The 25,248-nt window shown below is 70.6% G+C and carries 24 protein-coding genes; 15 read left to right on the top strand and 9 right to left on the bottom strand.

Annotation, left to right across the window (positions count from 1 at the left end; all coding sequences use genetic code 11):
- Positions 1-54: 54 nt before the first annotated feature.
- The 5 genes from OG490_RS16470 to OG490_RS16450 all read left to right on the top strand — a co-directional run bounded on the left by OG490_RS16470 (position 55) and on the right by OG490_RS16450 (position 4,839).
- A complete protein-coding gene (locus OG490_RS16470) occupies positions 55-432 on the top strand; it encodes a hypothetical protein (protein ID WP_330297056.1) in 378 nt (125 codons plus the stop codon).
- A gap of 161 nt (positions 433-593) precedes the next feature.
- On the top strand, positions 594-767 hold the full coding sequence (locus OG490_RS16465) for a hypothetical protein (protein WP_330297055.1): 174 nt from the start codon (positions 594-596) through the stop codon (positions 765-767).
- Between the two features lie 334 nt (positions 768-1,101).
- A complete protein-coding gene (locus OG490_RS16460; RefSeq protein ID WP_330297054.1) occupies positions 1,102-2,388 on the top strand; it encodes a transglycosylase family protein in 1,287 nt (428 codons plus the stop codon).
- Positions 2,389-2,475: 87 nt separating this feature from the next.
- Complete coding sequence (locus OG490_RS16455; RefSeq protein ID WP_330297053.1) at positions 2,476-3,333, top strand: hypothetical protein; 858 nt, start codon at positions 2,476-2,478, stop codon at positions 3,331-3,333.
- 63 nt (positions 3,334-3,396) lie between these two features.
- Complete coding sequence (locus OG490_RS16450; RefSeq protein WP_330297052.1) at positions 3,397-4,839, top strand: hypothetical protein; 1,443 nt, start codon at positions 3,397-3,399, stop codon at positions 4,837-4,839.
- A gap of 81 nt (positions 4,840-4,920) precedes the next feature.
- On the opposite strand, the gene OG490_RS16445 is transcribed toward OG490_RS16450, so the two are convergent.
- From OG490_RS16445 to OG490_RS16435, 3 genes are all read right to left on the bottom strand, one after another.
- On the bottom strand, positions 4,921-6,552 hold the full coding sequence (locus tag OG490_RS16445; protein WP_330297051.1) for a transporter: 1,632 nt from the start codon (positions 6,550-6,552) through the stop codon (positions 4,921-4,923).
- Complete coding sequence (locus tag OG490_RS16440) at positions 6,549-7,451, bottom strand: ABC transporter ATP-binding protein (RefSeq protein WP_330297050.1); 903 nt, start codon at positions 7,449-7,451, stop codon at positions 6,549-6,551. The genes OG490_RS16445 and OG490_RS16440 overlap by 4 nt, the downstream gene beginning before the upstream one ends.
- A 118-nt stretch (positions 7,452-7,569) precedes the next feature.
- Positions 7,570-8,259, bottom strand: coding sequence for a bifunctional DNA primase/polymerase (locus tag OG490_RS16435; RefSeq protein ID WP_330297049.1), 690 nt, complete (start codon positions 8,257-8,259; stop codon positions 7,570-7,572).
- A 210-nt stretch (positions 8,260-8,469) separates the two neighbouring features.
- Between OG490_RS16435 and OG490_RS16430 the strand changes: the two genes are divergently transcribed.
- On the top strand, positions 8,470-9,849 hold the full coding sequence (locus OG490_RS16430; protein ID WP_330297048.1) for a transcriptional regulator: 1,380 nt from the start codon (positions 8,470-8,472) through the stop codon (positions 9,847-9,849).
- Positions 9,850-9,942: 93 nt separating this feature from the next.
- Here the strand turns inward: OG490_RS16430 and OG490_RS16425 are convergent, their stop codons facing one another.
- Positions 9,943-10,191 carry a hypothetical protein gene (locus OG490_RS16425; RefSeq protein WP_330297047.1) on the bottom strand — a complete coding sequence of 83 codons (249 nt, stop codon included), beginning with the start codon at positions 10,189-10,191 and terminating at the stop codon, positions 9,943-9,945.
- Positions 10,192-10,463: 272 nt separating this feature from the next.
- On the opposite strand from OG490_RS16425, the gene OG490_RS16420 reads away from it, so the two are divergent.
- Positions 10,464-12,017 carry a hypothetical protein gene (locus OG490_RS16420; protein ID WP_330297046.1) on the top strand — a complete coding sequence of 518 codons (1,554 nt, stop codon included), beginning with the start codon at positions 10,464-10,466 and terminating at the stop codon, positions 12,015-12,017.
- 70 nt (positions 12,018-12,087) lie between these two features.
- Here OG490_RS16420 and OG490_RS16415 read toward each other — a convergent pair whose 3' ends face one another.
- Positions 12,088-13,425 carry an ABC transporter substrate-binding protein gene (locus OG490_RS16415; protein WP_330297045.1) on the bottom strand — a complete coding sequence of 446 codons (1,338 nt, stop codon included), beginning with the start codon at positions 13,423-13,425 and terminating at the stop codon, positions 12,088-12,090.
- Between the two features lie 216 nt (positions 13,426-13,641).
- Between OG490_RS16415 and OG490_RS16410 the strand changes: the two genes are divergently transcribed.
- Together OG490_RS16410 and purU are read left to right on the top strand one after the other, a co-directional pair.
- Positions 13,642-14,088: an SCO4402 family protein gene (locus tag OG490_RS16410; protein WP_330300948.1), complete on the top strand. Its 447-nt coding sequence runs from the start codon at positions 13,642-13,644 to the stop codon at positions 14,086-14,088.
- Between the two features lie 120 nt (positions 14,089-14,208).
- Entirely contained in the window at positions 14,209-15,090 is an 882-nt protein-coding gene (gene purU / locus OG490_RS16405; protein ID WP_330297044.1) for a formyltetrahydrofolate deformylase, read from the top strand.
- A 59-nt stretch (positions 15,091-15,149) separates the two neighbouring features.
- On the opposite strand, the gene OG490_RS16400 is transcribed toward purU, so the two are convergent.
- Complete coding sequence (locus OG490_RS16400; protein ID WP_330297043.1) at positions 15,150-16,526, bottom strand: maleylpyruvate isomerase N-terminal domain-containing protein; 1,377 nt, start codon at positions 16,524-16,526, stop codon at positions 15,150-15,152.
- Positions 16,523-17,107, bottom strand: coding sequence for a sigma-70 family RNA polymerase sigma factor (locus OG490_RS16395; RefSeq protein WP_330297042.1), 585 nt, complete (start codon positions 17,105-17,107; stop codon positions 16,523-16,525). The genes OG490_RS16400 and OG490_RS16395 overlap by 4 nt, the downstream gene beginning before the upstream one ends.
- 320 nt (positions 17,108-17,427) lie before the next feature.
- Here OG490_RS16395 and OG490_RS16390 point away from each other — a divergent pair, with 320 nt between their 5' ends.
- Positions 17,428-17,952, top strand: coding sequence for an EF-hand domain-containing protein (locus OG490_RS16390; protein ID WP_330297041.1), 525 nt, complete (start codon positions 17,428-17,430; stop codon positions 17,950-17,952).
- A 79-nt stretch (positions 17,953-18,031) separates the two neighbouring features.
- Here OG490_RS16390 and OG490_RS16385 read toward each other — a convergent pair whose 3' ends face one another.
- Positions 18,032-18,550: a helix-turn-helix domain-containing protein gene (locus tag OG490_RS16385; protein WP_330297040.1), complete on the bottom strand. Its 519-nt coding sequence runs from the start codon at positions 18,548-18,550 to the stop codon at positions 18,032-18,034.
- 195 nt (positions 18,551-18,745) lie between these two features.
- On the bottom strand, positions 18,746-20,089 hold the full coding sequence (locus OG490_RS16380) for a hypothetical protein (protein ID WP_330297039.1): 1,344 nt from the start codon (positions 20,087-20,089) through the stop codon (positions 18,746-18,748).
- Positions 20,090-20,233: 144 nt separating this feature from the next.
- On the opposite strand from OG490_RS16380, the gene OG490_RS16375 reads away from it, so the two are divergent.
- From OG490_RS16375 to OG490_RS16355, 5 genes are all read left to right on the top strand, one after another.
- The gene (locus tag OG490_RS16375) at positions 20,234-20,818 is read left to right on the top strand and encodes a hypothetical protein (protein WP_330297038.1); all 585 of its coding nucleotides are present in this window, start codon (positions 20,234-20,236) and stop codon (positions 20,816-20,818) included.
- 656 nt (positions 20,819-21,474) lie between these two features.
- On the top strand, positions 21,475-21,819 hold the full coding sequence (locus tag OG490_RS16370; protein WP_330297037.1) for a hypothetical protein: 345 nt from the start codon (positions 21,475-21,477) through the stop codon (positions 21,817-21,819).
- A 96-nt stretch (positions 21,820-21,915) separates the two neighbouring features.
- Positions 21,916-22,671 carry an ATP-binding cassette domain-containing protein gene (locus OG490_RS16365; RefSeq protein ID WP_330297036.1) on the top strand — a complete coding sequence of 252 codons (756 nt, stop codon included), beginning with the start codon at positions 21,916-21,918 and terminating at the stop codon, positions 22,669-22,671.
- Complete coding sequence (locus OG490_RS16360) at positions 22,665-23,969, top strand: DUF7224 domain-containing protein (RefSeq protein WP_330297035.1); 1,305 nt, start codon at positions 22,665-22,667, stop codon at positions 23,967-23,969. The genes OG490_RS16365 and OG490_RS16360 overlap by 7 nt, the downstream gene beginning before the upstream one ends.
- On the top strand, positions 23,956-24,561 hold the full coding sequence (locus OG490_RS16355; RefSeq protein WP_330297034.1) for a hypothetical protein: 606 nt from the start codon (positions 23,956-23,958) through the stop codon (positions 24,559-24,561). The genes OG490_RS16360 and OG490_RS16355 overlap by 14 nt, the downstream gene beginning before the upstream one ends.
- Positions 24,562-25,248 lie beyond the last annotated feature (687 nt).

Here is a 25,248-nt window from a genome sequence, read left to right as displayed (position 1 = left end):
CCGTCCACCTTCGGGCTATTTGCCCGATGTGAAGTGTTCGGAAGGGTGGAGTGCATGTATCTCATCCACGCCGCCCTCCGTGCTCCGTCGGCAGGGGTTCAACTGCCCGCGCACGCGGGGGAGCTCGTACGCGCCTTCGCCGACGCGGATGCTGCCACTGGCGCCTTCGGTTCCATCGAGCACGTCTCCGCGCATCCGGGCGCGCTGCCCGGTCCGACGCTCGGCGTGTACCTGATCGCGGACAGCCTGGACGATGCGGAACGGCGTACGGAGGCGCTCTGCCGCCGTGCCTTCGAAGAGGTACCGGCGCTGCGGGGCTGGACGGTCGGGCGCGTCGGCATGCCCCTGGTGACCCCGTACTACGAGCGGCTCCTGGGGGCCACTTCCGGACTGCCTGGACGGAAGGGTCCAGGTCCGGTTCCGTCCACCTGAAAGCCCTTCCAACGGCCGTGAGCTGCGAGGAAAGTAGTGATCGCCGGAAGGGAACACCGCCCCGAAGGCAACACCGGAGGAAACGTCACCGCGGGACGTGAGACCGGAAAGGGCCAGTAACCCCAGCTCCCAGCTCCCAGCTCCGGAAAAGGACCACTCCCATGCTTCGCACTCGCCTCGTCAAGGCCGCCGCGGTCGCTTCCTTCGCCTTCACCGTCGCCGCAGTCGCCCCGGCCGTCGCCGCCCACACCACCGGCAGCTCCGACACCCGGGTCACCGCCACCACCGCCTGGGAGACCGCCCCGGTCGGCAAGAACACCACCGCCTGGGAGTAGCCGGCCCCGCCGCCGGGGGAGCAGCGCCCACAGCGCCACCCTGCCGCGGCCCACGAACTTCAGCAGGACCCGTACGACCCGCACCAGCCGCACCACCCGCACCACGGCCTGGCTGACCTACCGCCGGAGCCCGCTCGCATCGAGCCACCGCTCCACCGCTCAACCGAGCCGCCGCACCACCGAGTTCCACCCCGCGCGCCGCATCGGCCGGCCCGACAGCTGCTCCTGCAGGGCAGCCGTCCCACCGCCTCGACGCGCCCCCGAACCGCCTTCGCCCTCGCCCCGCAGCCGCACCCGTCCATGCCTGCGCCCTGAGCCTCCGAGGAACCCTCACATGCGCTTCGCCGCCCGCAAGAAGTCCGCCGCCATCACCGCCACCGCCCTGGTCGCCCTGGCCGCCCCGCTCCTGTCGGTCAACACCGCCTCCGCGGCCTCCATATCGACCTGGGACAAGGTGGCCCAGTGCGAGGCCAGTGGGAACTGGTCGATCAACACCGGGAACGGCTACTACGGCGGCCTCCAGATCTCGATGTCGACCTGGAAGGCCTACGGCGGCACGCAGTACACGGCCCGCCCCGACCAGGCGAGCAAGCAGCAGCAGATCCTGACCGGCGAGAAGATCCTCGCGGGGCAGGGCCAGGGCGCCTGGCCGACCTGTGGCCCGGCCGCCGGTCTGGGCGCCGACCACGCGGACCCGTACCCCTCCACCCCGGCCCCGTCCCCCTCCTGGAAGTCGCAGGTGGTGGTGAACGGCGGTGGTGCGATCTTCCACGGTCTGCGCAATGCGGACGGCACCTGGTCGGCCTTCGGGAACATCGCGGGCCAGGCCGGTGACATCGGGACGGTCGGTTCGATCGCGGACGCCGGTGTCAACGGTGACACCCATGTGGTCGCGGTCGGCGGCAACGGGCACATCTACCACACCATCCGCCTGGCGAACGGGACTTGGGGCGCGTTCGGTGATGTCAACGCCGCCGCCGGAAGCCTCGCAGGCGTCTCCAAGGTGTCGGCGGTGTCGACGGGTACGGAGGTGAGTGTCCTGGCGGTGGCCGATGGGAAGCTGAACCACTCGGTGCGTCACGCCGACGGCACGTGGACCGCGTTCGCGGACGTCTCCGGCGAGGCGGGCGCCCTGCCCGCTCCGGTGACCAGTGCTGCCGAGGCCTGGGTCAACGGTCAGCTCCAGGTCGCCGTGGTGGCCGGGGGTCGGGTCTACCACTCGGTCCGCAGCTCGGGCGGTACGTGGACTCCGTGGGGCGACGTCTACACGGCGGCCGGCGATGCGGGCACTGCCACCGATGTGGCGGTGGCCGGTACCGGTTCGGACATGCAGATCATCGTGACCTCGAACGGCGGTGCCAAGCAGTTCCACGGCGCCCGCCTGGCCAACGGCACCTGGATGCCGCTCACCGACCTGACCAGTGTCCTGGGCAGCTTCACCTCGACCGGTGTGAGCGCGGCGGCCGTCAACGGTGAGCTCCAGGCCACCTTCGTGACCACGGACAACCGGATCCTGCACACCATCCGCCGGGTCAACGCCACCTGGACCGGTGCCGGTGCCATCAACCTCAACGGCGTCACCGGCAACCACTACGCGGCCAGCATCACCGGCAGCCTCTGACCTCCAGGCCACGCCACTCCACTCCGCTGACCACAGGGCACCGCCGTGCCCGCATCACCCCGATCACCCCGAAAGGACGGCCCTGCCGTGCCCACGCCCCGCCGCCGGATCCTGTTGATCGCCGCCGTCCCCGTGATCGCCGCGGCGGCCCTGGCCACAGCGGAGTTCACCAGCGCGTTCGCCGCCGACGATCTGCCGGCCGCCCCGAGCGCCGCCGCTCCGGCCGTGGCCTCCCCGGCCGCGGGTTCGCCGTCAGCGACCACGAAGCCCGCTGACGGGGCGGGTGCCCCGGCCGCCGGTGTGGCTCCGGGCGCCGCGGGACCGGGGTCCTCGGCCCCGGTCGCGCCGAAGGCGGCCGGGTCGAAGCCGGCCGGACCGGCGGCCGGCAAGGCGCCCGCCCCGCTGGCCGTCCAGGAGCTGCCCAACCAGGCCAAGGCGGGGTGGAAGCCGATCGGTTCTCCGAAGAGCCGTGATGTCGCCCCCTCCAGCAGCCTCAACGAATGTGCCGCCGTCGAGGGCGCGACCGGATGGCAGCAGCAGGGCTGGGCGAGCGCCGCGAAGACCCCCGCCATCCAGGACACCTTCACCTTCGCCACCCCGGCCGACGCCGACCGGGCCCGGCAGGCACTGAACACCCAGCTCGACGGCTGCCAGAACGCCCTGCGCGACGCGCAGACCAAGCAGGGCCGCACCGCCGACGCCACGTCCGCCCGTACCGCGACCAGCCCGGTGGCCGGTGCCTGGCAGTACCAGTGGACCGCCGTGCCGGGCATGTCCGCCCCGGGTGCCCAGACCCACCACGTCTACCTGGCCGGGAACGGCAACGTCCTCACGGTCCTCCAGTACAGCGACCTGGCCTCGGCCGGGCAGGGCAACTCCGCCACCCCTGCCTCCGACGCCGAACTCCTGACCACGCTCGCCGGAAGCCTCGCCCTCACTCGCTGAGCCCCGTAGCTCCGTCCAGCGCACCGACTTCCACGCATCGCCCCCCCTCAAGGAGACACCACCATGTCCCGTACCAAGCGCACTCTGGCCTCCCTCGCGTCCCTGACCGTCCTCGCCGCCGCCGGCGCCGCCGTGACGCTCGCCGCTCCGGCCCAGGCCGCCTCCTCCGTGGGCGGCACGATCACCCGCAGCGAGGTCATAGCCCGCGCCCAGAGCTGGGTCGACCAGGGGGTCCCGTACAACCAGAGCGCCAACCACACGGACTCCAACGGCACTTACCGGGAAGACTGCTCCGGATACGTGTCCATGGCCTGGCACCTGAGCTCCAGCCTGACCACGTGGACCCTGCCGAACGTGTCCACCAAGATCAGCTTCTCGCAGCTCAAGCCGGGCGACGCGATGGACTACACCGACGCGCACACCTTCCTCTTCGCGGGCTGGACCAACCAGTCCACGGGTGCCTTCACCTACTACGCCGAGAGCAACAGCCACAACCCGACGCACGGCCCGACCTCGGCGAACATCAACAACTCGTCCCTGGAGGGCTGGCCGACCGGCTACTACGACGCCCTGCGCTACGACAACATCGTCGACGACGCCGCGGCTCCGGCGTGGAAGTCGCAGGTGGTGGTCAACGGTGGCGGTGCGATCTTCCACGGTCTGCGCAATGCGGACGGCACCTGGTCGGGCTTCGGGAACATCGCGAGTCAGGCCGGTGACATCGGTAACGTCGGTTCGATCGCGGACGCCGGTGTCAACGGCGACACCCATGTGGTCGCGGTCGGCGGCAACGGGCACATCTTCCACACCATCCGTCGGGCCAATGGCACGTGGGGCGCGTTCGGGGACGTCAATGCGGCGGCCGGGGCGCTGAGTTCGGTGACGAAGGTGTCGGCGGTGTCGACGGGTACGGAGGTGAGTGTCCTGGCGGTGGCCGATGGGAAGCTGAACCACTCGGTGCGTCACGCCGACGGCACGTGGACCGCGTTCGCGGACGTCTCCGGCGAGGCGGGCGCCCTGCCCGCTCCGGTGACCAGTGCTGCCGAGGCCTGGGTCAACGGTCAGCTCCAGGTCGCCGTGGTGGCCGGGGGCCGGGTCTACCACTCGGTCCGCAGCTCGGGCGGTACGTGGACTCCGTGGGGCGACGTCTACACGGCGGCCGGCGATGCGGGTACGGCCACCGATGTAGCGGTGGCCGGTACCGGTTCGGACATGCAGATCATCGTGACCTCGAACGGCGGTGCCAAGCAGTTCCACGGCGCCCGCCTGGCCAACGGCACCTGGATGCCGCTCACCGACCTGACCAGTGTCCTGGGCAGCTTCACCTCGACCGGTGTGAGCGCGGCGGCCGTCAACGGTGAGCTCCAGGCCACCTTCGTGACCACGGACAACCGGATCCTGCACACCATCCGCCGGGTCAACGCCACCTGGACCGGGGCCGGTGCCATCAACCTCAACGGCGTCACCGGCAACCACTACGCGGCCAGCATCACCGGCAGCCTCTGACCTTCCTGATCCGGTGACTCCGATCCGATAACGCCGACGGCCTCCACTCCCACCGGGAGCGGAGGCCGTCGGCGTGCGGGTTCAGCCCTTGCTGACCGCCATCAGGATCTCCGGGAGCTTGCGCGCCACCGTCGGGGCCGCGAGCCGCAGGCCCGCCCAGGCGGCCAGCGTCCCCCAGGCCGCGCCCACCGGGAGCAGGATCCAGGCCGCGGCGGAGCCGTGCATGACGACGGTCAGGACGATCACCGGGGAGCAGATCAGCGCCGAGGCGAACAGGCCGCCGAAGATGCCCATCCACGCCAGGGCGCCCTGGCCCGGGGCGACGTTCTTGAAGGCGCCGTCGGTCGGGATCGAGTACGGGAAGCGGGCCGAGGCCAGGGATCCCGTGCAGAGCATCGAGCCCAGCAGGGCCAGCGCCAGGCCCAGGCCGGGGGGCAGGCCCGGCCAGTCGCCCACCAGGGCGGCCGTCACCACCGTGACCACGGCCGTGTAGGGCACGGTGATGAGCGAGAGGGCCAGGGCGCGGGCGCGCAGCTCCAGGTACGCGTCGCGCGGGCCCGAAATGGTCTGCGCGACCATCCAGAACGCCGAGGTGTCCTGCCCGAACTGGTTGTACATCTGGACGCCGATCATGCCCGAGCCGAAGCAGGCCAGGTACACCGAGCCCTGGCCCTGGAGGGCGTTGGCGACGGGGATGATCAGGCCGATGGCCAGGGCCGACACCCAGGCCGCCTTGGTCTTCGGATCGCGGACGATGTAGCGCAGCGAGCGCTGCATGGTGGCGCCCGTACGGTCGTCGGGGAGCAGGGACCACAGGCCGCCGCCGGCGCCCGCGCCCCGTTCCTTCTTCTGCTTGGCCGCCGCGATCGTCGAACCGTCCGGGGTGACCATGAGCTTGGTCAGGCTGCGCTCCCAGAACCACAGCAGCAGGGCCAGGGCCGCGAGGGTGACCAGGAGTTGGCCCGCCGCCATCCCGTACGAGCCCTCGCTCGCGGAGTCCACCATGCCGATGGCCGACGCGGGCGGCAGCCAGCGGACGATCTCCTCGGCGGGCTGGAGCTTTTCCAGGCCGCCGCTCTGGAACAGCCGCTGGCCGGCGAAGTTGGCCACCTGCGCGCCGACCGCGATCAGCAGGCCGCTGAGCAGGGCGAGGTCGCGCCCCTTGCGGCTGGTCAGGAGCCGTACGTTGGCGGTGGCCACCGCCCGGGCGAGTGCGACGCAGCCGAGCAGCAGGAGCGGCACCGCCAGTACGGCGGCCACCGCGCCCGCGGCGCCGTGCGCGAGGGCGATGGCCGAGCCGATGGCCAGGCACAGGGTGAACAGCGGTCCGATCCCGACGAGGGAGGAGACCAGCAGGGCCCGTACGAGCGGACGCGGGTGCAGCGGGAGCATGACCAGCCGGCTCGGGTCGAGCGTCTCGTCGCCGGTCGGGAAGAAGAGCGGCATGAAGGTCCAGCCGAGGGCGAGGACCGCCGCCAGCAGGACGACCACGGCGCTCGCGTGCTCGTTGCCGCGCAGCAGGGCGAGGCTGAGCGTGACGAAGAACGCGGCGACGAGGGCGAAGGCGAGGGCGCCGAAGTAGGCGGCCTTGCGCTTGGAGGAGCCCTTGAGGCCGTTCTTCAGGAGCGAGAGCTTGAGCCGGACGAAGATCGGCGTGAGGGGGACGGTGGCGGTGCCCGAGGGGGTGGAGGGTGTGGCCGTGGCGGTGCTCATCGCAGGCCCGCCCCGTGGCCCGTCCCGTTGCCGGCCCCGCTGTTCGCCCCGTTGCCGCCGCTGCCGTTGCCGCCGCCGAGCCAGTCCAGGGACTCGCCCGTGGTCCGGCCCTGCGCCCCGACCAGTTCGAGGAACGCGGCCTGCAGCGAGGGCGCGTCGCCCCGTACGGAGGCCAGCGGGCCCGCGGCCCTGATCCGGCCGGCGGCCATGACGGCCACCCAGTCGCACAGGGACTCGACGAGCTCCATGACGTGGGAGGAGAAGACGACCGTGGCTCCGGAGGAGGTGTAACGTTCCAGCACTCCGCGGATGGTCTGCGCGGACACCGGGTCCACCCCCTCGAACGGCTCGTCGAGGAAGAGGACTTCGGGGTTGTGCAGCAGCGCCGCGGCCAGGCCGATCTTCTTCCGCATGCCCGTCGAGTAGTCGACGATCAGCTTGTTCTGCGAACCGGCCAGGTCCAGGATCTCCAGCAGCTGAGTGGCGCGGCTGTCCGTCTCCTTGCCCGGCAGCCCCCGCAGCCGGCCCATGTAGCCGAGCAGTTCGCGCCCGGAGAGGCGTTCGAAGAGCCGCAGTCCTTCCGGCAGGACGCCGATGCGGGACTTGACCTCGACCGGGTCCGCCCACACGTCGTGCCCGGCGACCAGCACCCGCCCCATGTCGGGGCGGAGCAGTCCCGTCACCATCGAGAGCGTCGTCGTCTTGCCGGCGCCGTTCGGGCCGACCAGTCCGATGAACTGTCCGGCGGGCAGCTCGAGATCGATCCCCGCGACGGCCACCTGCTCGCCGAACCGCTTCCACAAACCCTCTACCCGCACGGCGGCCGCGGCCGGCGGCGCGGATCGCGCACCGCCACCCGTTCCATCCGCCCCGCCCGTCGCAACGCCCTGGTCCGGCATGCGCCTGCCTCTCGTTCTGTTCCCCGTGGTCTTGCTTTCCTCACGATAGGAGGAGGGGCAGAGGGCGGAGCAGTTACTTATGTCATGAGTTCCCGGTGGAAATGTCCCATCGGATCCCTCAGGCGCCCCGCCGCGCCCGCTCCGCCGCCGCCTCGCGACCGCACGCGTACGCCAGTGCGTCGATCAGCTCCTCCACGTCCGGCAGCCACCGGTTCGCGGCCGTCGGCGCCTGCGCCCACTGCACCGCGCCGCGCCCGCCGATACGGGTCGGCGGCGCGGCCACGTACTCGCCCTCGCCCCGGGCGGCCAGGTCGAGTTGCGGCGGCTGCCAGCCGAGCTTGCGCAGCAGGTCGGGGACCTTCGCGCCGGCGCCGGGCAGGACGAAGAACAGCATCCGGCCGGCCGGGGTGGCGATCACCGGGCCCAGGGTGCGCTGCATGCGCTGGAGCCGGGCCAGCGCCAGGAACCCGGCCGCGTCCGGCACGTCGAGGGCGTCGAAGGTCCGGCCCGTCGGCAGCAGGATGGAGGCCTTCGGGTTCCTGCCCCAGAGCCGCCGCACCTGCACGGCACTGCCCGAGGCCTGCGAGGCCCAGTCCTTCCCCGCCGCGTGCGCACCCGGCACCGGGCAGTCGGCCGCCCCGCACGAGCACTGCTCCCGCCCGTCGGCGGACTCCAGCCAGGTGCCGGCGAAGACATCCCAGTGCCGTTCTTCCGCGTACCGCACGGCATGGTCCAGCAGCGGCTCGCTGCGCTGGAGGGGGATGGGCGCGGTCTCCGTGACTCCGATGGTCTCTTCCACGTGCAACACAACTCTTGCGGTCAGCGGGGGTTACGGGCGTAAACCAGCCGAGAGCCGGAGCATCGATCCTGCATGCGGGGCGCATCGGTGCATCGCGGGGGGCGCGTAGGAGGTCGGGGCGCCGGAGGTGGGTAGCGACACGACGCAATGGGGAAGATTCCCCGCACATCAGGCGGGAAGTGATCATTCCAACGATCACCCGCGTCTCTGGGGGTTTTCATGGCAGCCAGGCCTCTCGTCGCCCGCCAGCCGAACGAACGGTTGCAGGCGCTCATCCAGGAAGCCGGGTGCTCCAATGCCGGGCTCGCCCGGCGCGTCAACATGTGCGGGGCCGAGCACGGTCTCGACCTTCGCTACGACAAGACCTCCGTGGCCCGCTGGCTGCGCGGACAACAGCCGCGCGGCCGGGCCCCCGGAATCATCGCCGAGGCGCTCGGGCGCAAACTCGGCCGGACCGTCACCATCGACGAGATCGGCATGGCCAACGGCAAGAACCTCGCCTCCGGCGTCGGCCTGCAGTTCTCCCCGACCGTCATCGGCGCCATCGAACAGGTCTGCGAGCTGTGGCGCAGCGACGTCGGCCGGCGCGACTTCCTGTCCGGATCGAGCGTGGCCTCCTCCGCGCTCGTGGAGCCGAGCCGCGACTGGCTGATCACCGGCGCCGACGCACAGGTCGCGCGCAGCGGCGGCTCGCGGGTCGGGATGTCCGACGTGGAGGCCGTCCAGGCCACCACCGAGGCGCTCAAGGACCTCGACCACCGCTTCGGGAGCGGGCACGTGCGGCCCGTGGTCGTGCACTACCTCAACTCGGTGGTCTCCGGACTGATCGGAGGCTCGTACCGGGAACCGGTGGGGCGCGCCCTCTTCGCGGCGGTCGCCCGCCTCACCGAGCTCGCCGGCTACATGGCGGTGGACACGGGCCAGCCGGGCCTCGCCCAGCGCTACTACATCCAGGCGCTGCGCCTGGCCCAGGCGGCCGGTGACCGGGCGTACGGGGGCTACGTGCTGGCGGCCTCCATGAGCCACCTGGCGGCCGAGCTGGGCAATCCGCGGGAGATCGCGCAGCTGGCGAGAGCCGCGCAGGAGGGCACGCGCGGACAGGTGACCCCCCGGGTGGAGTCGATGTTCTACGCCGCCGAGGCGCGCGGGCACGCACTGCTGGGCGACAGCCGGGCGACGGCGGTGCTGTCCTCGAGGGCGGTGACCGCGCTGGAACGGGCGGAACCGGAATCCGGCGACGACCCGATCTGGATCCGCCACTTCGACCAGGCCTACCTGGCCGACGAGCTGGCCCACTGCCACCGGGACCTGGGCCAGGCGGACGCGGCGGCGAAGCGGGCGGAGGAGGCGCTACGGGAACTCCCGGCGACCAAGGCGCGCCGCCGGGCCATCGGCCTGCTGCTGCTGGCGGCGGCGCGGGTTCAGCAACGGGAGATCGAAGCCGCCTGTCAGAGCGCCGCGCAGGCGGCGGAGGCCCTGTCGGGGCTCCGCTCGAACCGCGGGGCGGTGTACCTGGAGGACTTCCGGACCCGGCTGGAGCCGTACCGGGAGGAGCCGGCGGTACGGGAGTTCGGGGCCCGGCTGGAGACGGTGTCCTGAGCGGAGGCCACCGGGGGCGGCCGACGTGACGTCGGCCGCCCCGTACGGCGTCGCCGCGGGCCCGGAGCCTCACCCGGCGGCGACACCGGCGTCTCAGTGACCGAAGAAGACACCCTGGAAGGTGTCGCGGTCCCAGCTCTTCTCCTTCGAGCCGGTGGAGCCCCAGATCGGGCCGAAGTGGGCCGGGACGCCGGCGAAGGACGAGGACTCGGAGCGCGCGCCGCCGCGCGAACCGGTGGACTGCACGAGGGCGCCACCGTCGTCGGCCAGCGCGACCGAGGCGCCGCCGAGCAGGATGCCCGCGGCGAGGACGGAGGCGGTCAGAGCGGAACGCATACGCATGAGTACTCCTATGGATCTACAGGACGACGCGACGGAAAAGGTGCGCGTCGGCAAGTCCAACGCCACGCAAGATCCCGGGAAACGGAGCGTCACTCCACTGGCCCGCTGGAGGCCGCTACTCCGTCACGTTCAGTGAAGGGCCGGGGTGGGGCCGGGCCCCCGCGCGGCGGTGCCTCGAGGCGGGTCCGGGGAGGGCCTGACGGGGAACGGGGGTGACCGGGTAGCGTGAGCCGACGTTCCGAAGGTTCGGAGAGGTCGGAGAGGGAGTCCCGGTGACGGAGAGCGGACAGGGCGGCAGCCCCCAGGCAGGCGGCCCGTGGGGCCCGCCCGTGCCGGCACAGCCGCCCGCGCAGCCCGACGCGCAGCCGGAGCACCCGCACGGCCACCCGGCCCAGGGCCAGCCTGCGTACCGTCAGCCGGCGCAGGGGCAGCCCTCGTACGGTCAGCCCGCGCCGGGTCAGCCTGCGTACGGCCAGCCCGCACCCGGCCAGCCCTCGTACGGTCAGCCCGCACCCGGCCAGCCCTCGTACGGTCAGCCCGCACCCGCGCAGCCGGCGCAGGGCCAGCCCCCGTACGGTCAGCCCGCACCCGCCCAGCCCGCCTACGGCTACGCCGCGCCCGGTGGTCCCGCGGCCGGTGGGCCCGGCTACGGCTACCCGCCGCAGGGGCACGTGGTGGGTCCCGGCTACGAGGGGCCCGGTGACCCGCACGGCTACGGCTATCCGCCGCTGCCCGAGGCCGTCACGCAGTACATACCGCCGGTCCCGGCCGCCCCCTCGCACGAGGAGGCCGCGACGCAGTTCATGGCCCCGGTCCCGCCCGCACAAGCGCAGGCGCAGGCGCACGGGCACGACGAGGCCGCCACGCAGTACATCGCCCCGGTCCCGCCCGCGCCCGCGCAACCGCACGACGAGGCCGCCACCCAGTACATCCCGCCCGTTCCGGCAGCCCCCGCCGATCCGGCCGCAGGGTTCGACGGGCTCTTCCGCGGCGACACCCAGCACCTGCCGCCCGTACAGGAGCCGGTGCTCCGGCAGCAGCCCCCGCCGCGCCCCTACCCGCAGCAGCAGCACAAGCAGCCGCACCAGCCGCAGCCGCCCCAACAGGGCTATCCGCAGCAGCAGTTCCAGCAGCAGCCACACCAGCAGTACCAGGCGCCCCCGCCGCGCCACGAACCCGCGCCCGCGCCCCGCAGGGTCTCGCCCGGGATCATCGCCGCCGTCGTCATCGGGCTGGCCGTCGCCGGGCTCGGCGTAGGGGCGCTGCTCAGCGACGACAAGGCGCAGAACAACGACCCCGGTGCCTCGACCGCCACCCCCACCGGCAAGGGCTCCGCCGCCGCCGCGGGCGGGGAGGCGCCGATCGATCCGGCCCAGCCCCAGGCCGTACAGCTGGACAAGCTGCTCGCGGACAGCAACGACAGCCGGGCTTCGGTGATCAAGGCCGTCGACGACATAAAGGGCTGCCGCAACCTAGATCAGGCGGCCAACGACCTGCGCGACGCGGCCCGGCAGCGCGAGGAGCTGGTGACCCGGCTCCAGGAGCTCAAGGTGGACCAGCTCCCGGACAACGCGAAGCTGACGGCGGCCCTCACCCAGGCCTGGAAGTCCTCCGCGCAGGCGGACAACAGCTACGCGGCCTGGGCGGACGACCTCAAGGGCGACGGCGACAAGTGCAAGGACGGCAAGGCGAAGTCCAGCGGGAACGCCTCGGACGGCAACAAGGCCAGTGGTGACGCCACCAAGGCCAAGGAGTCGGCCTCGGGCATGTGGAACGCCATCGCCGGCAAGTACAGCCTCACGAAGCGGGACAAGAGCCAGCTGTGAGCGGCCGGGCGCGGCCGGTCCGGGCTTCCCGGCCCGGCCGGCCCGACCGCGCAGGCCCGTAGGAGACGGCCTAGTTGGACCGCGGGGCCTGTTCCAGGGTCGGGGTCATGTCCATGGACTGGTCGCCCTGCTGGGCCACCAGGCGGCCCTGCTGGACCACTTGGAAGGTGACCCGGCCGTTGACCATACGGGGGAAGCCCGCGACGGCGCGCATGTCCTGGTAGCGCCAGCTGAGGTCGGGGGTGAGGCCGCCGGTCTTGATGGGCTCGGCCCCGTTGAGCTTCTGCGCGAGCTTGCGGGCCGTGATCTCCTCGTCGCCCTTGAACCGCTTCAACGCCTCGCCGAGCACGGAGTACGCGATCCACGTGGTCTGGGCGCCGCTGTCGTCGATGTCGACGGTGTTGTCGGCGAAGGCCTGCTCGGTGATCACCCGATGCATCGGCGCCCACAGGGGGTCGGAGGCCACCGGGTACCAACTGGTCACGTACGCGCCCTCGAAGGGGCTGTCCTTGCCGCCGGTGCGGTCCACCAGGGCCTGGCTGACCGAGCCGAGCACCGAGGAGATCTGCGGCTTGCGGCCCTGGGTGTCGGCGCGGCGGAAGGCGTCGAAGAAGGTCTCGGTGCGCTCGCCGAGCACGGCCGCCACGCACCCCTTGTCCTTGCCGCCGTCCTTGCTGCCGTCCTTCACCGCGGTGGCCCCGCCCTTCGCAGGGGCGGACGGGGAGGAGTCGATCAGTGCTTCGCGGGCCTGCGGGGCGAAGTCCGCGGAGTCCTCGGCGGCCCGGATGTCGCTGGCCTCGGCCATCTGGTTGGCCTTGAGGCCGGCGTTGAGCTGGACCGGCAGGGCGTCGCCCGCGAGGGTGTCGGGGCGGACGAGGGCCACCTTGGCGCAGGCGCGGCCGAGTTGGTGGCCGGCGCCGGCGAGCAGGACGGGCTGGCCGCCGTTGACGGGGTAGGACAGCGGCGACTGGAACTCCTCGGAGGAGACCCCGTACCCGCCGATGAAGGGGATGCCCTCGGTCTCCAGCGGTGCCATGAAGGCGCGTCCGTGCTGGCTGTACGAGCCGACGACGGCGACGGCCTTCTCGGCGATCGCCTTGCGGGCGCAGTCGGCGGCGCCGGTGGGGGTGTTGTGCTCGTTGCAGGTCAGGACGCGGAGCTTGTGGCCGTTGATGCCGCCCTTGGAGTTGACCCAGCGCTCGTAGGCCTTGGCCATGCCGGGCATGCCGGGCATGTTGGTGGCCTTGGTGCCCTCCGGCGCGAAGGTCATGACGGTGAGGGTGGAGCCGGTGCCCCCGGAGCCCCCCGAGCCTCCGGGGAGCACCCCGCAGCCGGCGACGAGACACGCTCCCAGTGCCGTGGCCAGGAGGGAGCGGGAGAGGGTTGCTACGCGTCGCCGGGTGGTCATGTTCATGCACCATTCCGCGCCGCGGGTAACTGAAGAGTGAGCTGTGCACAACATCGGGTGACGTCGAGGTGAATTACGAGTGGCGCCCACACGGGGACCGACGCGGAGCACGCACAGGCGCTGCAAGATCACGCAAGAGGGGAACGTACGATCGAAAGCGTGACATTCGCCCAAGCTTCGAAGAACTCTTCCCGTCGCGGCGGCCGCTCCTCCACCATGGGCGGCATGCCCCTCAACGACATGCCGTGGTGGCGCTGGCGCAGCAACGTGCGCTCGGCGCTGCACATGCTTTCCGACCCCGCCTTCCAGGAGGACACCTGGCTGGCCGGCACCGAGGGGTACGGGGACGTCACCGACGCCGTGTACCGGCTCGTCGAGGACACCTGGCTCGACAGCTGGTCCGCGGAGAAGTACGTCGGCACGATCTTCCGCGACTCCCAGGAGGCGGCCGTGGTCGACCTCGCCGTGCTGCGCGTCCTGCGGATCATGCACCAGATAGGCCCCGACGCCCCGGTCTCCGGCTACCTGGAGCACCACGCCTGGCCGGAGGCGGTACGGGCCGCGCGCGAGGCCCACGTACGGCTGGCGACGGCGGACGGGGAGGACCCGGACGCGCGGCCGAGCTCGCTGGACGTCCTGAGGATCCTCACGCGCGCGGTGTGAGACGCCCCGGGCATCCTCACGCGCGGTGTGAGACGCCCCGGGGGTCCTCACGCGCGCGGTGTGGTGCGTGGCGTGAGCGGCCGGGATGAGAAGCGCTGGGATGTGAAAGGCTACGGGGTCATGAGCGATGACCTGCAGCCGCAGACCCCGGCCCCCCAGCAGTACGTACTGACCCTCTCCTGCCCCGACAAGCAGGGCATCGTGCACGCGGTGTCCAGCTACCTCTTCATGACCGGGTGCAACATCGAGGACAGCCGGCAGTTCGGCGACCGTGACACAGGTCTCTTCTTCATGCGGGTCCACTTCACGGCGGACGCCCCGGTGACCGTGGAGAAGCTGCGGGCCAGCTTCGCCGCGATCGGCGACTCCTTCCGGATGGGCTGGCAGATCCACCGCTCCGACGAGCGCATGCGGATCGTGCTGATGGTCTCCAAGTTCGGGCACTGCCTCAACGACCTGCTCTTCCGCACCCGGATCGGCGCCCTGCCCGTGGACATCGCGGCGGTCGTCTCGAACCACACGGACTTCGAGGAGCTGGTCGGCTCCTACGGGATCCCCTTCGTGCACGTCCCGGTGACCAAGGACACCAAGGCGGCGGCGGAGGCGCAGGTCCTGGAGCTGGTGCGCTCCGAGAACGTCGAGCTCGTCGTCCTCGCCCGCTACATGCAGGTCCTGTCGGACACCTTCTGCAAGGAGCTCAGCGGGCGGATCATCAACATCCACCACTCGTTCCTGCCGAGCTTCAAGGGCGCGAAGCCGTACCACCAGGCGCACGCGCGGGGCGTGAAGCTGATCGGCGCGACCGCGCACTACGTGACCGCGGACCTGGACGAGGGCCCGATCATCGAGCAGGAAGTGGAACGGGTGGGCCACGAGGTCACCCCGGAGCAGCTGGTGGCGATCGGCCGCGACGTGGAGTGCCAGGCGCTGGCGCGCGCGGTGAAGTGGCACAGCGAGCACCGCGTGCTCCTCAACGGCACCCGCACGGTCGTCTTCGCGTAGCCGGTCTCCGGTGCCTCCCCGCGCGGGAGGCACCGAAGCGGCCGATGTGACGACCGGTCCTACAGCCGGCTCAGCGAGGCTGCCGCGAAGAGGACGTCGCGGATGGCCTCGCGGTCGCCGTTCTGGCCGACCGCCGCGTCCTCCGGCGAGATGTGGCCCGCCGCGAGCTGGCAGAACTCGTGGCCGTCCAGGGCGATCCGGGCCACCGTGTGATCGGGCGAGGGCTTGGCCGCCGGGGAGTCCAGCGCGATGTCCCAGCCGCCTCCGCCCGCGCCCTCGATCTCCAGGTGCAGGGTGCGGCCCGGGGCTCCCGCCGCGACCAGACCGCGCGCGGGCGAGGCCAGCCCCGCGCGCCGGCGTCCGGCCAGGGCCTCCGGGAGGAGCCGGGCCGCCAGGTCGATCATGCGGTGCAGGTGGGGCGCGGAGGGCGGCTCGTACGGATAGTCCACCGCCTCCGCGATGTCCACGGCGTGGACCCAGCACTCGAAGGCCCGCTCCAGGAAGGCGTCCCCGAGGGGCAGCGCGAAGGGCCCGTAGCTGACCGACAGTTCGGCGACCCCGCGGCCCGCGAAGGACACCGTACGGACCAGGGTGTGCCCCTGCTCCCGCCACGGCTCGCGGACCCGCCGGGTGGTCGGGTACGGGGACGCGTCCCAGAAGTGCTCCGTGCGGCTGGTCGGGCTGCCCGTCGGGGCATCCGGGCCCAGCGGGTCGTCGAGCCCCAGCGCGGCCGCGACCAGCCCGTCCACGGACAGCAGGTGCCCGATGACCCCGGCCACCGTGGTCCGGCGGGTCTGGCGCCGTTCCTCCTCGAACCACTTGAGCCGGACCGGGGTGTGCCACTCGGAGTCGCCGAAGTCCCGTAGCAGCGCGTCGAGCCGCGCCGTCTCGGTGTCGTACGGGGTCGCCCACACCGGCACCGGGATCCGGGCCGGCCGCTTGCCGAGGCAGTCCTCCAGCACGCGCGAGCGCAGCAGCGGCTTGAGGTCGAGGCTGTCCTCCGGGTGCAGCAGGCCCACGGCGTCGCGCAGCCGCAGTGCCTCCTCGGCGCAGGGCGCGCACTCGGTGAGGTGGTCCTCCACGGCCTGGGTCTCCTCCGCGGAACACGCCGCGAGTGCCCAGGCGCCGAGCAGGGACTTCAGCACGGCGTGGGTGGGCGGGGGAGGAGCGGGCGCGGTGTACTCGACGGGCTTGGGGTAGCCGGCGTAACCGTCGTACTCGGTGTACTCGGTGTACTCGTTCTGCTCGTCGGCTTCCGGCGACTCGGTGTAGTCGAGGTCGCCCGGGTTGCCCGGGTCACGGGGGTCGCGGGGTTTCCCCAAGACCCCCAGATCCTCCAGGTCGTCGGCCGCACCGCGCGGGCCCGGTATGCGCGCCGAACCGCCGGCGCCCGTGGGCCGCTCGTACTCGTCTTCGGCGTCGTGGGGGCTGCTCATCGGGGCGTTCCATATCCGGAGGCGGAGGGACCGGGTCCGCCCGGGACGGTGTCGTCCCGGGGAAGGGCATTGGCCGTCGACAGGAGCTGCAGGCCGAGCCGCAGCCGGCGCCGCGCCTCGTCCTCGCTGATCTGGAGGTCGGCGGCGGCCTGCCGGTAGTCGCGGCGCTTGAAGTAGGCGAGTTCGAGCGCGGCCCGCAGTGGTGCGGGCATGGAGGTGACGATGAAGTCGGCGCGGGCGGCCGCGTTGGCACTGCGCACCTTCTGCTCCAGCTCCTCGCGGGAGCCGCGCCCCAGCTCGGCCTGGCGCAGGCGCGCCACGGCCTGGCCCTGGGTGATGCGGGCGACCCAGGAGCGCATGGAGCCCTGCTTGGGGTCGTAGGCGTCCGGGTTCTCCCAGATGTAGCCGAAGACCTCGCGGGTGATCCGGTCGGCGGCCTTCTCGTCCCCGAGGACCCGGTGGGCGAGGCTGTGCACGAGCGAGGCGAAGCGGTCGTACAGCTCCCCGAGCGCGGCGGCCTCGCCGCGCGCCAGGCGTTGTTGCATGCGGCGGTCCCAGCGCGGTGGAACGTCCTTCGGCATCGTGCCCCCAGCCGGATTCCCGGATTCGCAGCCGTGTGTCGACGACTCGAATGTAGTGGGCATCCAGCCGTGTGCGCCCGTTTTGAGGGAACCTGGCCCCGGAAGTGGGCACTCCGTGATAGAGGCGTGGCGCATGGTGAACCCTGGTGTGCGGGGCCACGGATGGGCACACGCGTACGCGCCCCGTCGCGCTCCTCGTGCGCTGGTTCGATGCGGCCACCTGCTTGCCCGCTTCGCTTAACGCGCAGGCCACGTAGGCCTTACGCTCCTGGCTTGTCTTGATCTGAACCCACCGCACACGTGAAGGCGGAACCCCGAATATGGACAGCGCAGAATACGAGCGCAAGATCGCCGCCCGATTCGCCACCTTCGACCAGGACGGGAACGGCTATATCGACCGGGAGGACTTCAGTACCGCCGCCAAGGCGGTGCTGGCCGAATTCGCCGTGGCCGCCCGCTCCGACAAGGGCCAGGAAGTCTTCGCGGGCGCGGAGGCCTTCTGGCAGGGCATGGCCGGCATCGCGGACGTCGACGGGGACCAGCGCGTGTCCCGCGAGGAGTTCATCACGGGTGCGGCGAAGCGGCTGCGCGACAACCCGCAGCGCTTCGCGGAGATCGCCCGGCCGTTCCTGCGGGCGGTGATCGCGGTGGCCCACGGCGACGGCGAGGGCGCCGCCGCCACCCCGGCCGCGGCGGCGCGCGTCCTGCGCGTACTGGGCACCCCGGAGCATCTGGCGGGCCCGGTCTCCCAGGCCCTGGACGCCGACGGCGACGGCCTCATCACGGAGGCCGAAATCCTGGCCGCCTTCGCCGGCTACTGCGGCGTGGCAGCCCCGGACGCCTGACCCCGACGGCACGGGGGCGTACGAGACTTCGTGCGCCCCTGGAGCGCCGGGCCGGGGCCCAGTAGTCGTGGGCAGGCCGTCACGCGAGGGCCGGGCGGCCGCGCAGCGCCTGCCTGGCGACGTCGGCTAGGGAAGCGACCCGGGCGGGGGAGAGCGGGGCCTGCCGGGACGCTCCCGCCTCTCCGCCCTTCCCCTCACCGGTTCCCGGGTCGTGGTCAGCCTCCGGCGCGGGTGAGGGGTCGGGCCCGGGGCCGGGGTCGGGCTCCGGGTCGGACCGCCGGGGTTCGGGGCGGTCGTCCGTGTGCGGGGAGTCGTAGACGAAGGTCTCCGTACGGACGTGGCCCGTCCGCTGGTCACGGAAGGTCCGGCGCACGTAGTACCCGTACTGGACCAACTCGTCGACGGCCTTGGCGACTCCGCGCCGACCGACGCCGGGGTGCTTGTCGGCGAGGGTACGGACGTCCTCGCGGGCACCGTCGGGGAGGGACAGGAGGTAGCAGAGGATCCCGCGGGCGGTGAAGCTGAGGCGCCGATCCCGGACGACTTCGTTGCCGATGACGGTGAAGGCACGCTTGCGGGGGCTAATGTGAATACGCACTGAGGCGGCTTTCTGTTGCTGATCCAGACGGCCTTCTTCGGTGTCGGGTCCCGGGGTGTTGGCGCACCGCCGGGGCCACCTACCTATGGCCGATTCGTGTCGAGCCGGGACGATAGCGCACCCTTTCCGGCATATTCCAGCCGTGGCCAGCGATGTGAACTATGCGTAACCCCGCGGCAGTTCGGCCGCTGATGGCTATCCCTTGAGAGCTCCCACGGCCCGTGCGCGGCCGCTCAGCTCACGTACCGCGCGCACGGTTGCATGCGGCTTGAGGCGGAGCGTCATCACCTCGAAGTGCTCGTCCCCCCTGGCCGAGGACAGGTCCTCGTACTCGTCGAGGAACCGGCCCCAGGACTCGCAGGCGGCCTCCACGTGTCCGATCGTCAACTGCCGCTGGGCCAGCAAGCCGTAGGCGTGGAGGCGTCCCTGCCGCTCATTCACCGGCTGTACCCGGATCGACTCCTTGAGGGTCCGGACGGAGCCCGGCACGTCCTTGGTCTCATTGAGGACGTGCGCGACGTGGAAGAGGTAGGCGGTCCGGTCGTATCCTCCGACCGATTCGTTCCGGTCGTCCGCCTGTCCGAGTGCTGCCTCGGCCTCCTGGAGCCGGGCGAAGGACTGTCGCTTGTCTCCGACCATGGCGGCACCGTGGGCCTGCTGGCCCCGTAGGAAGGCCACCAGTCGCGGACCGGCCGCGGGGGCGGCCTCGGCGGCGGAGTCGGCCAGCTCCAGCGCCCGTCGGCCGTAGCCGAGGTTGGAGGCCTGGAGGCTCATCCCCCGGAGCGTCCGGCAGTAGGTCACGTGGTCCTCGGCCTCACCGGCCAGCTTGAGCGCGCTCAGGTAGTAGTCCTGCCCGAGGCGGTGCTGGCGCTCGTACATCGCCATCCACCCGGTGAGGTAGACGAGGTCGGAGGCGGCGGCCAGCATGCTGCGCCGTACCGGTGCCGAGGCCTCTGCCTTCAGCCACGGACCCACCGTGTTGACGAGGAACGCCGCGGCCATCGGGCGGGCGTGGCCCGCACCGAGCTCGTCGAGGATGTCGGCGATCCGGTCCGTCATCGACCGCACGGCATCGACCTGCCCCTGGCCGACTCGGGTCGTAGCCTTCCCCGGCCCTATCGGGTCGGGGCTGTCGGCCCGCGCGAGCTCGGGGAAGAGGGGGATGGCGAGAGCCGCGGAGAATACGCCTGCCGCGATGATGCGACGGCGGGATGGATCCATGTCGGCCCTCCCGAGGGCTACGAGGTCCCGCACAGTGTCTGCCCCGTCGCTGCCGGACAGGGCTGTAAGACCGGCCTCGGCGTGCGTGACCGGTCGGCCGAGTTTCCGTTCGAAGGCTTCGATGATCAGGCCCCTGACCTGTGCGCGGGGCTGATGGCCGGCGATCCACTGGGAGACGGCGGGCTGTCCGTACTTGAGCCCGAGACCTGCCTCCGCGCCGAGGCGGTTGATGATCGATGCGAACTGCTGTCGCGACCATCTGGCCTGTTCGAGCAGCACGGGAAGGCCGGTGTTGGGTGTGCGTGAGTGTTGCGCCATGTGCAGCTCCCGACCGGTGCATGGCTTGCATACTTCTCCGACCGTTCAACGGTACTCGCGGAAGGGGTCGGCGGGGTTAGCTCTTCGTACCCAGGGCTGATGGAGCGGGAGTTGTCCGCCCGCCAACGAGGTAGGGAGCGGTCGATGACCCACGACGACGATGCCGAACGACGCGAATACGCGTCCATGGGCGGCGCGGCCGGCAGTCTCGGCGCAGCGCTTCTTCAGATGGCCACGGCGATCGAGACCGGGGTCGAGGAGGCTGCGGAGACGGACATCGTCGAGGTGCTCACCACCGTGCCCGAACCCTTGGAGCTCGCCGAGCTGACCCTGCGCCTGGTCACGCACTGCAAGTGCCTTGCCGTGGGCCTGGGCGAAGTCGCGCTCGTGGAGCGCTCTCCGCGTGCGCTCGGCGCTTTGCGGGACTGGGGCGACGTCGCCTCTGCGGAACCAGAGCAGGACACCTACTACGACGCCACCAGCAACCTCGGGTATGCACGCATGTTGGCCTTGATCGCCCGCAACATGCTGACGGCGCTACGGGATCACCGGGCGGTCCGGCCCGCGGCAGGGACCACACTCACCCAACGACGGGAGACCGTCATGGACGGCAAGTACGCAGGGCCTCCGCAGGACTGGCCGTGGCCGCCTCCGTCTCAGCCCTCCAGCCCGGACGGGAGCCGGAGGACCCAGCCGTCCGCCCCTCCTTCCCGCGGGACTGCTACGTGAGCCATGGCTGGGAAAGGCCTTCGACGCACCGTCGGCGGGGCTTGGGCCGCGTACGCACAAGGAGGATTCACCCGCAGGAGCGGGGACTTGAAAATTCCGCGCGTTGATGCCGAGTGCGTCGGTGATGTTGCCGCTGTACTGGATCTTCTCCAGCACCGGCGTGAACTGGGTGCAGTCCGCTTGCCGCTTTGACGTGGCGTGGCGAACAGGGACAGCGGACGGCAGCTCATCTTGGCGGGGCAGAACGGTACTGACCGTTGCCGCGGCGCTCCCTCCGGCAGATCCGGCGACCGCCGCTAACGCGCTGCCCGCGGCGGTCGGAGTGGCGCAGACCACTGTTGAAGGCCGCGCCGACCAACGGAGCCGAACCCAGTGGGCGACGTAGTTGCCTAGATCGACTCGAACGCGCCATCAGCAGTAGGTATTTTTGCCAATCTTCTCGGACAGGGGTCGCCGGGATTCAGATCGTGGTTAAATCTCACACCCTCGCGGAGCCTGAAATCTTCCATTCAATTGCCTTTTGCGAGGATGGGCAATTACGGAAGATGTATTCCATTGTCCCCTTGATGCAAACTTGGTCGGCTTGTTAGCCTCACATTGCACAGTGGGGCGATTCTTCGCGTCTCCGTCATTCTATTCCCAAGGGGGGGGAATTGATGAATTTTCTTGCGTCGCGCATAGCCGGTTCGAAGGTTGCCAAGGGTGCCGTAATCGGCGCCCTGGCGGCTGCCGCCATCGGCCTGACGGCTCCGATAGCGACCGCGTCCTACGAGTCGACCTGGCAGCAGGGGTGCCGGGGGTATTGGTACAGCACCTCCGGTCACGGCTACTGCTCCAGCGCGTCGAACTACCCGTCTTACTCGTACTGGACCCAGTATGACTGCAATTACGAGCTGGACACGGAGCACCACGACACGCTGTACAACGGCTACGTGGGCAAGTATGACACCTACGAGTGCACATTCAAGATTAACAAGACCCATGTGACTTACTCGGTCTAGTCAGTTAGTCAGTTAGGCAAGGAGGGCCCGCCTGCATGGCGGGCCCATCCTTTATTTCAGGGAATTCTGCCAATGACGACATATCCTGTCGCTCGATTGACGACCCTCACGCAGGGTTACGGCGGCCGAAGCATCATCGAGAATCTCGACCTGTCCATCCTGCCCGGTGTCACGGGCTTGCTGGGCCCCAACGGTGCGGGCAAGACCACGCTCTTCCGGACCCTCGCGACCATCGCGCCGCCGCAAAGCGGGCAGCTGGAGCTGTTCGGCAGTCCCGTCACCAACGAACGGCAAGCGCGGCATGTCCGCCGTCGCATCGGCTATCTCCCGCAGGACTTCGGTTACTACCCGGCCTTCTCCATAACGGACTTCGTCCGCTATTGCGCCTGGCTGCGTGAGGTCCCTTCCAAGAAGGCCGACTCCGCGACCAAGGAGGCGCTGGCGGCTGTGGGTCTGGCCGACCGGGCCGGGGACCGCATGAAGTCGTTGTCCGGCGGCATGCTCCGCCGGGCCGGAATCGCCGCGGCCATCGTCGGCTCTCCCTCCCTGCTTCTGCTGGACGAGCCGACCGTCGGCCTCGACCCCGCCCAGCGTCTCGATTTCCGTGAGCTCATTCGTTCCCTCGCTCACGCAGGAACGGCCGTGCTCCTCAGTACGCACCTGGTGGAGGACGTCGGTGCCGCCTGCGACACCGTCCTCGTTCTGAGCGACGGCCAGGTGCGCCACAGCGGGACACCTCAGCAGCTGGCGGAGTTGGCAGCCCCCACGGCCCCGGGCGACAGCCCTCTGGAACGCGGTTACATGACGGTACTCGGCAACCGCCGGCCCGACGCGGGAGCTGCCGCATGCTGAATGCCTACCGCATCGAGCTGCGCCGCTCGCCGCTGCTGACAGCGTTTCCCGTGATGATCGCCGTGGATTTGCTGGTGCTCTTCGGCCGGTCCCGGTACTGGATCGGCGTATGGCCCGAAGCGAGTGTGGCAGCCCAGGTCGTCACACTCTTCCTGGGGCCCGTCCTCGCCGGCGTCTCGGCCTGGCAGGCCGGACGCTCCTCCCGCGTGGGAATGCCCGAGACCCTGCTCGCGGCCGCCCGTCCCATCTGGCGGATCGAGGCTGCACGTCTGGCCGCCACTCTCACCCTCGGGTTCCTCGCCTACACGGTCGGATGCCTGACCGCCGCGGTCATCTCGTTCAGCCAGGCGGGCCCCGGATTCCTGTGGCCCTCCTACCTCCTGCTCGGCGCCTCGACGCTGATCATCTTCGCGTCCGTAGGCCATCTGGCCGGCCGATGGTGGCCCTCCGCCACCTTCACTCCCATCGTCTGCGCGCTGGGCTGCTTCATCAGCCTGCTGGCGCTCCCCTTCAAGTTCAACGTCCTCGCGGGGCCGCCGGACCAGCACCTACGCCCCCTTCCAGTCGCAGTGAGGCTGCTGTTTGCCGTCGCCCTCGCCACACTGGCGGTGACGGCACCACGACTGCGGAGCAGCGCCGAGCGCCAGATGCCGCGCCGGGCAACGTCCCTGCCCGTCCGCAGTGCGGCCATCGGGGCAACAGCGGCCTCCCTCATCACACTGGTTTTTGCGATACCAGCCAGCGGCGAACTGCGCGTCGAGCGCCCGGCATCGGCGACGGATCCTCTCTGTGACCGTGCCGAGAGGGGTGCGCCACAGGTGTGCGTGTGGCCCGAGCACCGCAAGTACCTGCCCGAATTGACTGCCATGGCCCAGCGTTTGGGCCAGTCCGACTCATCCTCGTTGAAGTCACCCGAAGCGTTCTACGAGTTCGGGCTCCAGCGGACCAAAATGGGCGACCGGGGATTCGACATCGCCGAGGGACACGTCCGTACCGCAGCGATCGCCATGGCCGACCAGGTCTTCACCCAGTCGCTGGGCCTCTGCCGGCCTCCCCAAAGGGAGACCCGGGCCTGGCAGGCGATGGACAACATCCACCTATGGCTCGAGTACCGCTCCACCGGCCAAGACCCGGCCGTCGCCGACCAGGGACTCCACATGGAGGGTGTCGACGCCGCTCAGCGCGAAGCGACCGAGGCCGCACGGATGCCCGCAGCCGAGCAGCAGCAATGGCTCGCCGAGGAACGCAGCCACATTGTTCGAGACCCTTCCTGGTGCAAGCCTGATGACCGGTTCTGACCTGCTCCGCTACGCCAGAGTGCACCGGGGCGTATCGGTCCTCGCGTCGACGGCCGCCATTGCCCTGCTCTCGGCCTTCTTCGGTGGCACCCACATCGCGCTGCCTTCCATCGGCAGCGGAGGAATCACCACGGGCGTGCCCTTTCGACACGAACTCCCACTTCTGTCAGCCGTCTTCCTCACTGCGGCTCTCGACGGAGCCATGTCAGCACACGACGAAATGGGTGCATCCGCGATGCACCGATTCCGCCTCAAATACTGCATCGGCCTGACGCTGACGGCCTGCGCCTTGTCGTTCATCACCGAGGCACTCGCCGTCAGCACGGGAGCCGGGGTCGTCTTCATCCGCTCCCTCCTGATCTGGCTCGGCCTCGCCCTGCTGTCGGTGCGGCTGCTCGGCCACCAACTAGGCTGGATCATTCCCTTGGCCTCGGCCTTCTTCTTGATCTGGTACCCCCACGATTGGTGGGACTGGACCTCGAACTCGGCGAGCGACTCCTTCAGCTGGGCTGTAGCCGTGCTCGCTCTGTCCCTCGGGGTAGCTGCAACCGCAGCCACCCCGTGGAGAAGAAAAACCTTCCCCCGAAGGTAAATCGGTGACCAAGCATCAGATTTCCAGGTAGGCACCTTCTTATATCGGGATATCAGTTCACGGATATCCCGACTCTCGTCTAGTTCGGTGCCAGAAGCAGAGGGGACTACGGAGGGGACTCTGGGGCGTCCCGGCCATCCTGGTCCTTCTTCGCGTTGAAGCCGGTCCGGGTCGCCCCGGCCTCAGCTGCGAGGGTCTTGAGGTCGCAGCGGCCCGGGCGGGGACTTCCCCGTTCAGGAGTCGGTCCATGGTGCGCGAATGGACTGTTCATTGCGGGCCCGGCTGGTGTCGGTGATCTGTCCCATCAGGGTGATGCCTCCTCGTTCGATCTTGCCGATGAAGACTCGGTAGTTGCCTGCAGCAGAAGCCCAGACACTCCGGTGTTCGGCGTGGTGGGTGGCCTGCCAGCAGCGGGCGGAGTCACACATCCCGCCCAGCACTGACTTGTGGTCCGGGTGCCGGCGAGCTTGATGCAGAGGGCCTTCGCGGAGTCAATCGAGATCAGGGCGGAGGTGCAGACCGCGTCGAGGGCGGCGATCAGATCATCCTCGTGCAGGGGGAGGGTCCAGGGGACCTTCCCGCGGTCGTCCGCGAGAGTGACATCGGGGTGGCCGTCGGCCCCTCCGAGGTGCTGTGCCGATGATGGCCGGGGGCTCCTCCGGCAGAGGCCGGAGTGATCCCAGCGGG

It is taken from the genome of Streptomyces sp. NBC_00503, from assembly GCF_036346895.1.
GTDB lineage: Bacteria > Actinomycetota > Actinomycetes > Streptomycetales > Streptomycetaceae > Streptomyces.
Note: the sequence above shows the minus strand (reverse complement) of the source record. Positions and strands in the feature narration are given on the sequence as shown.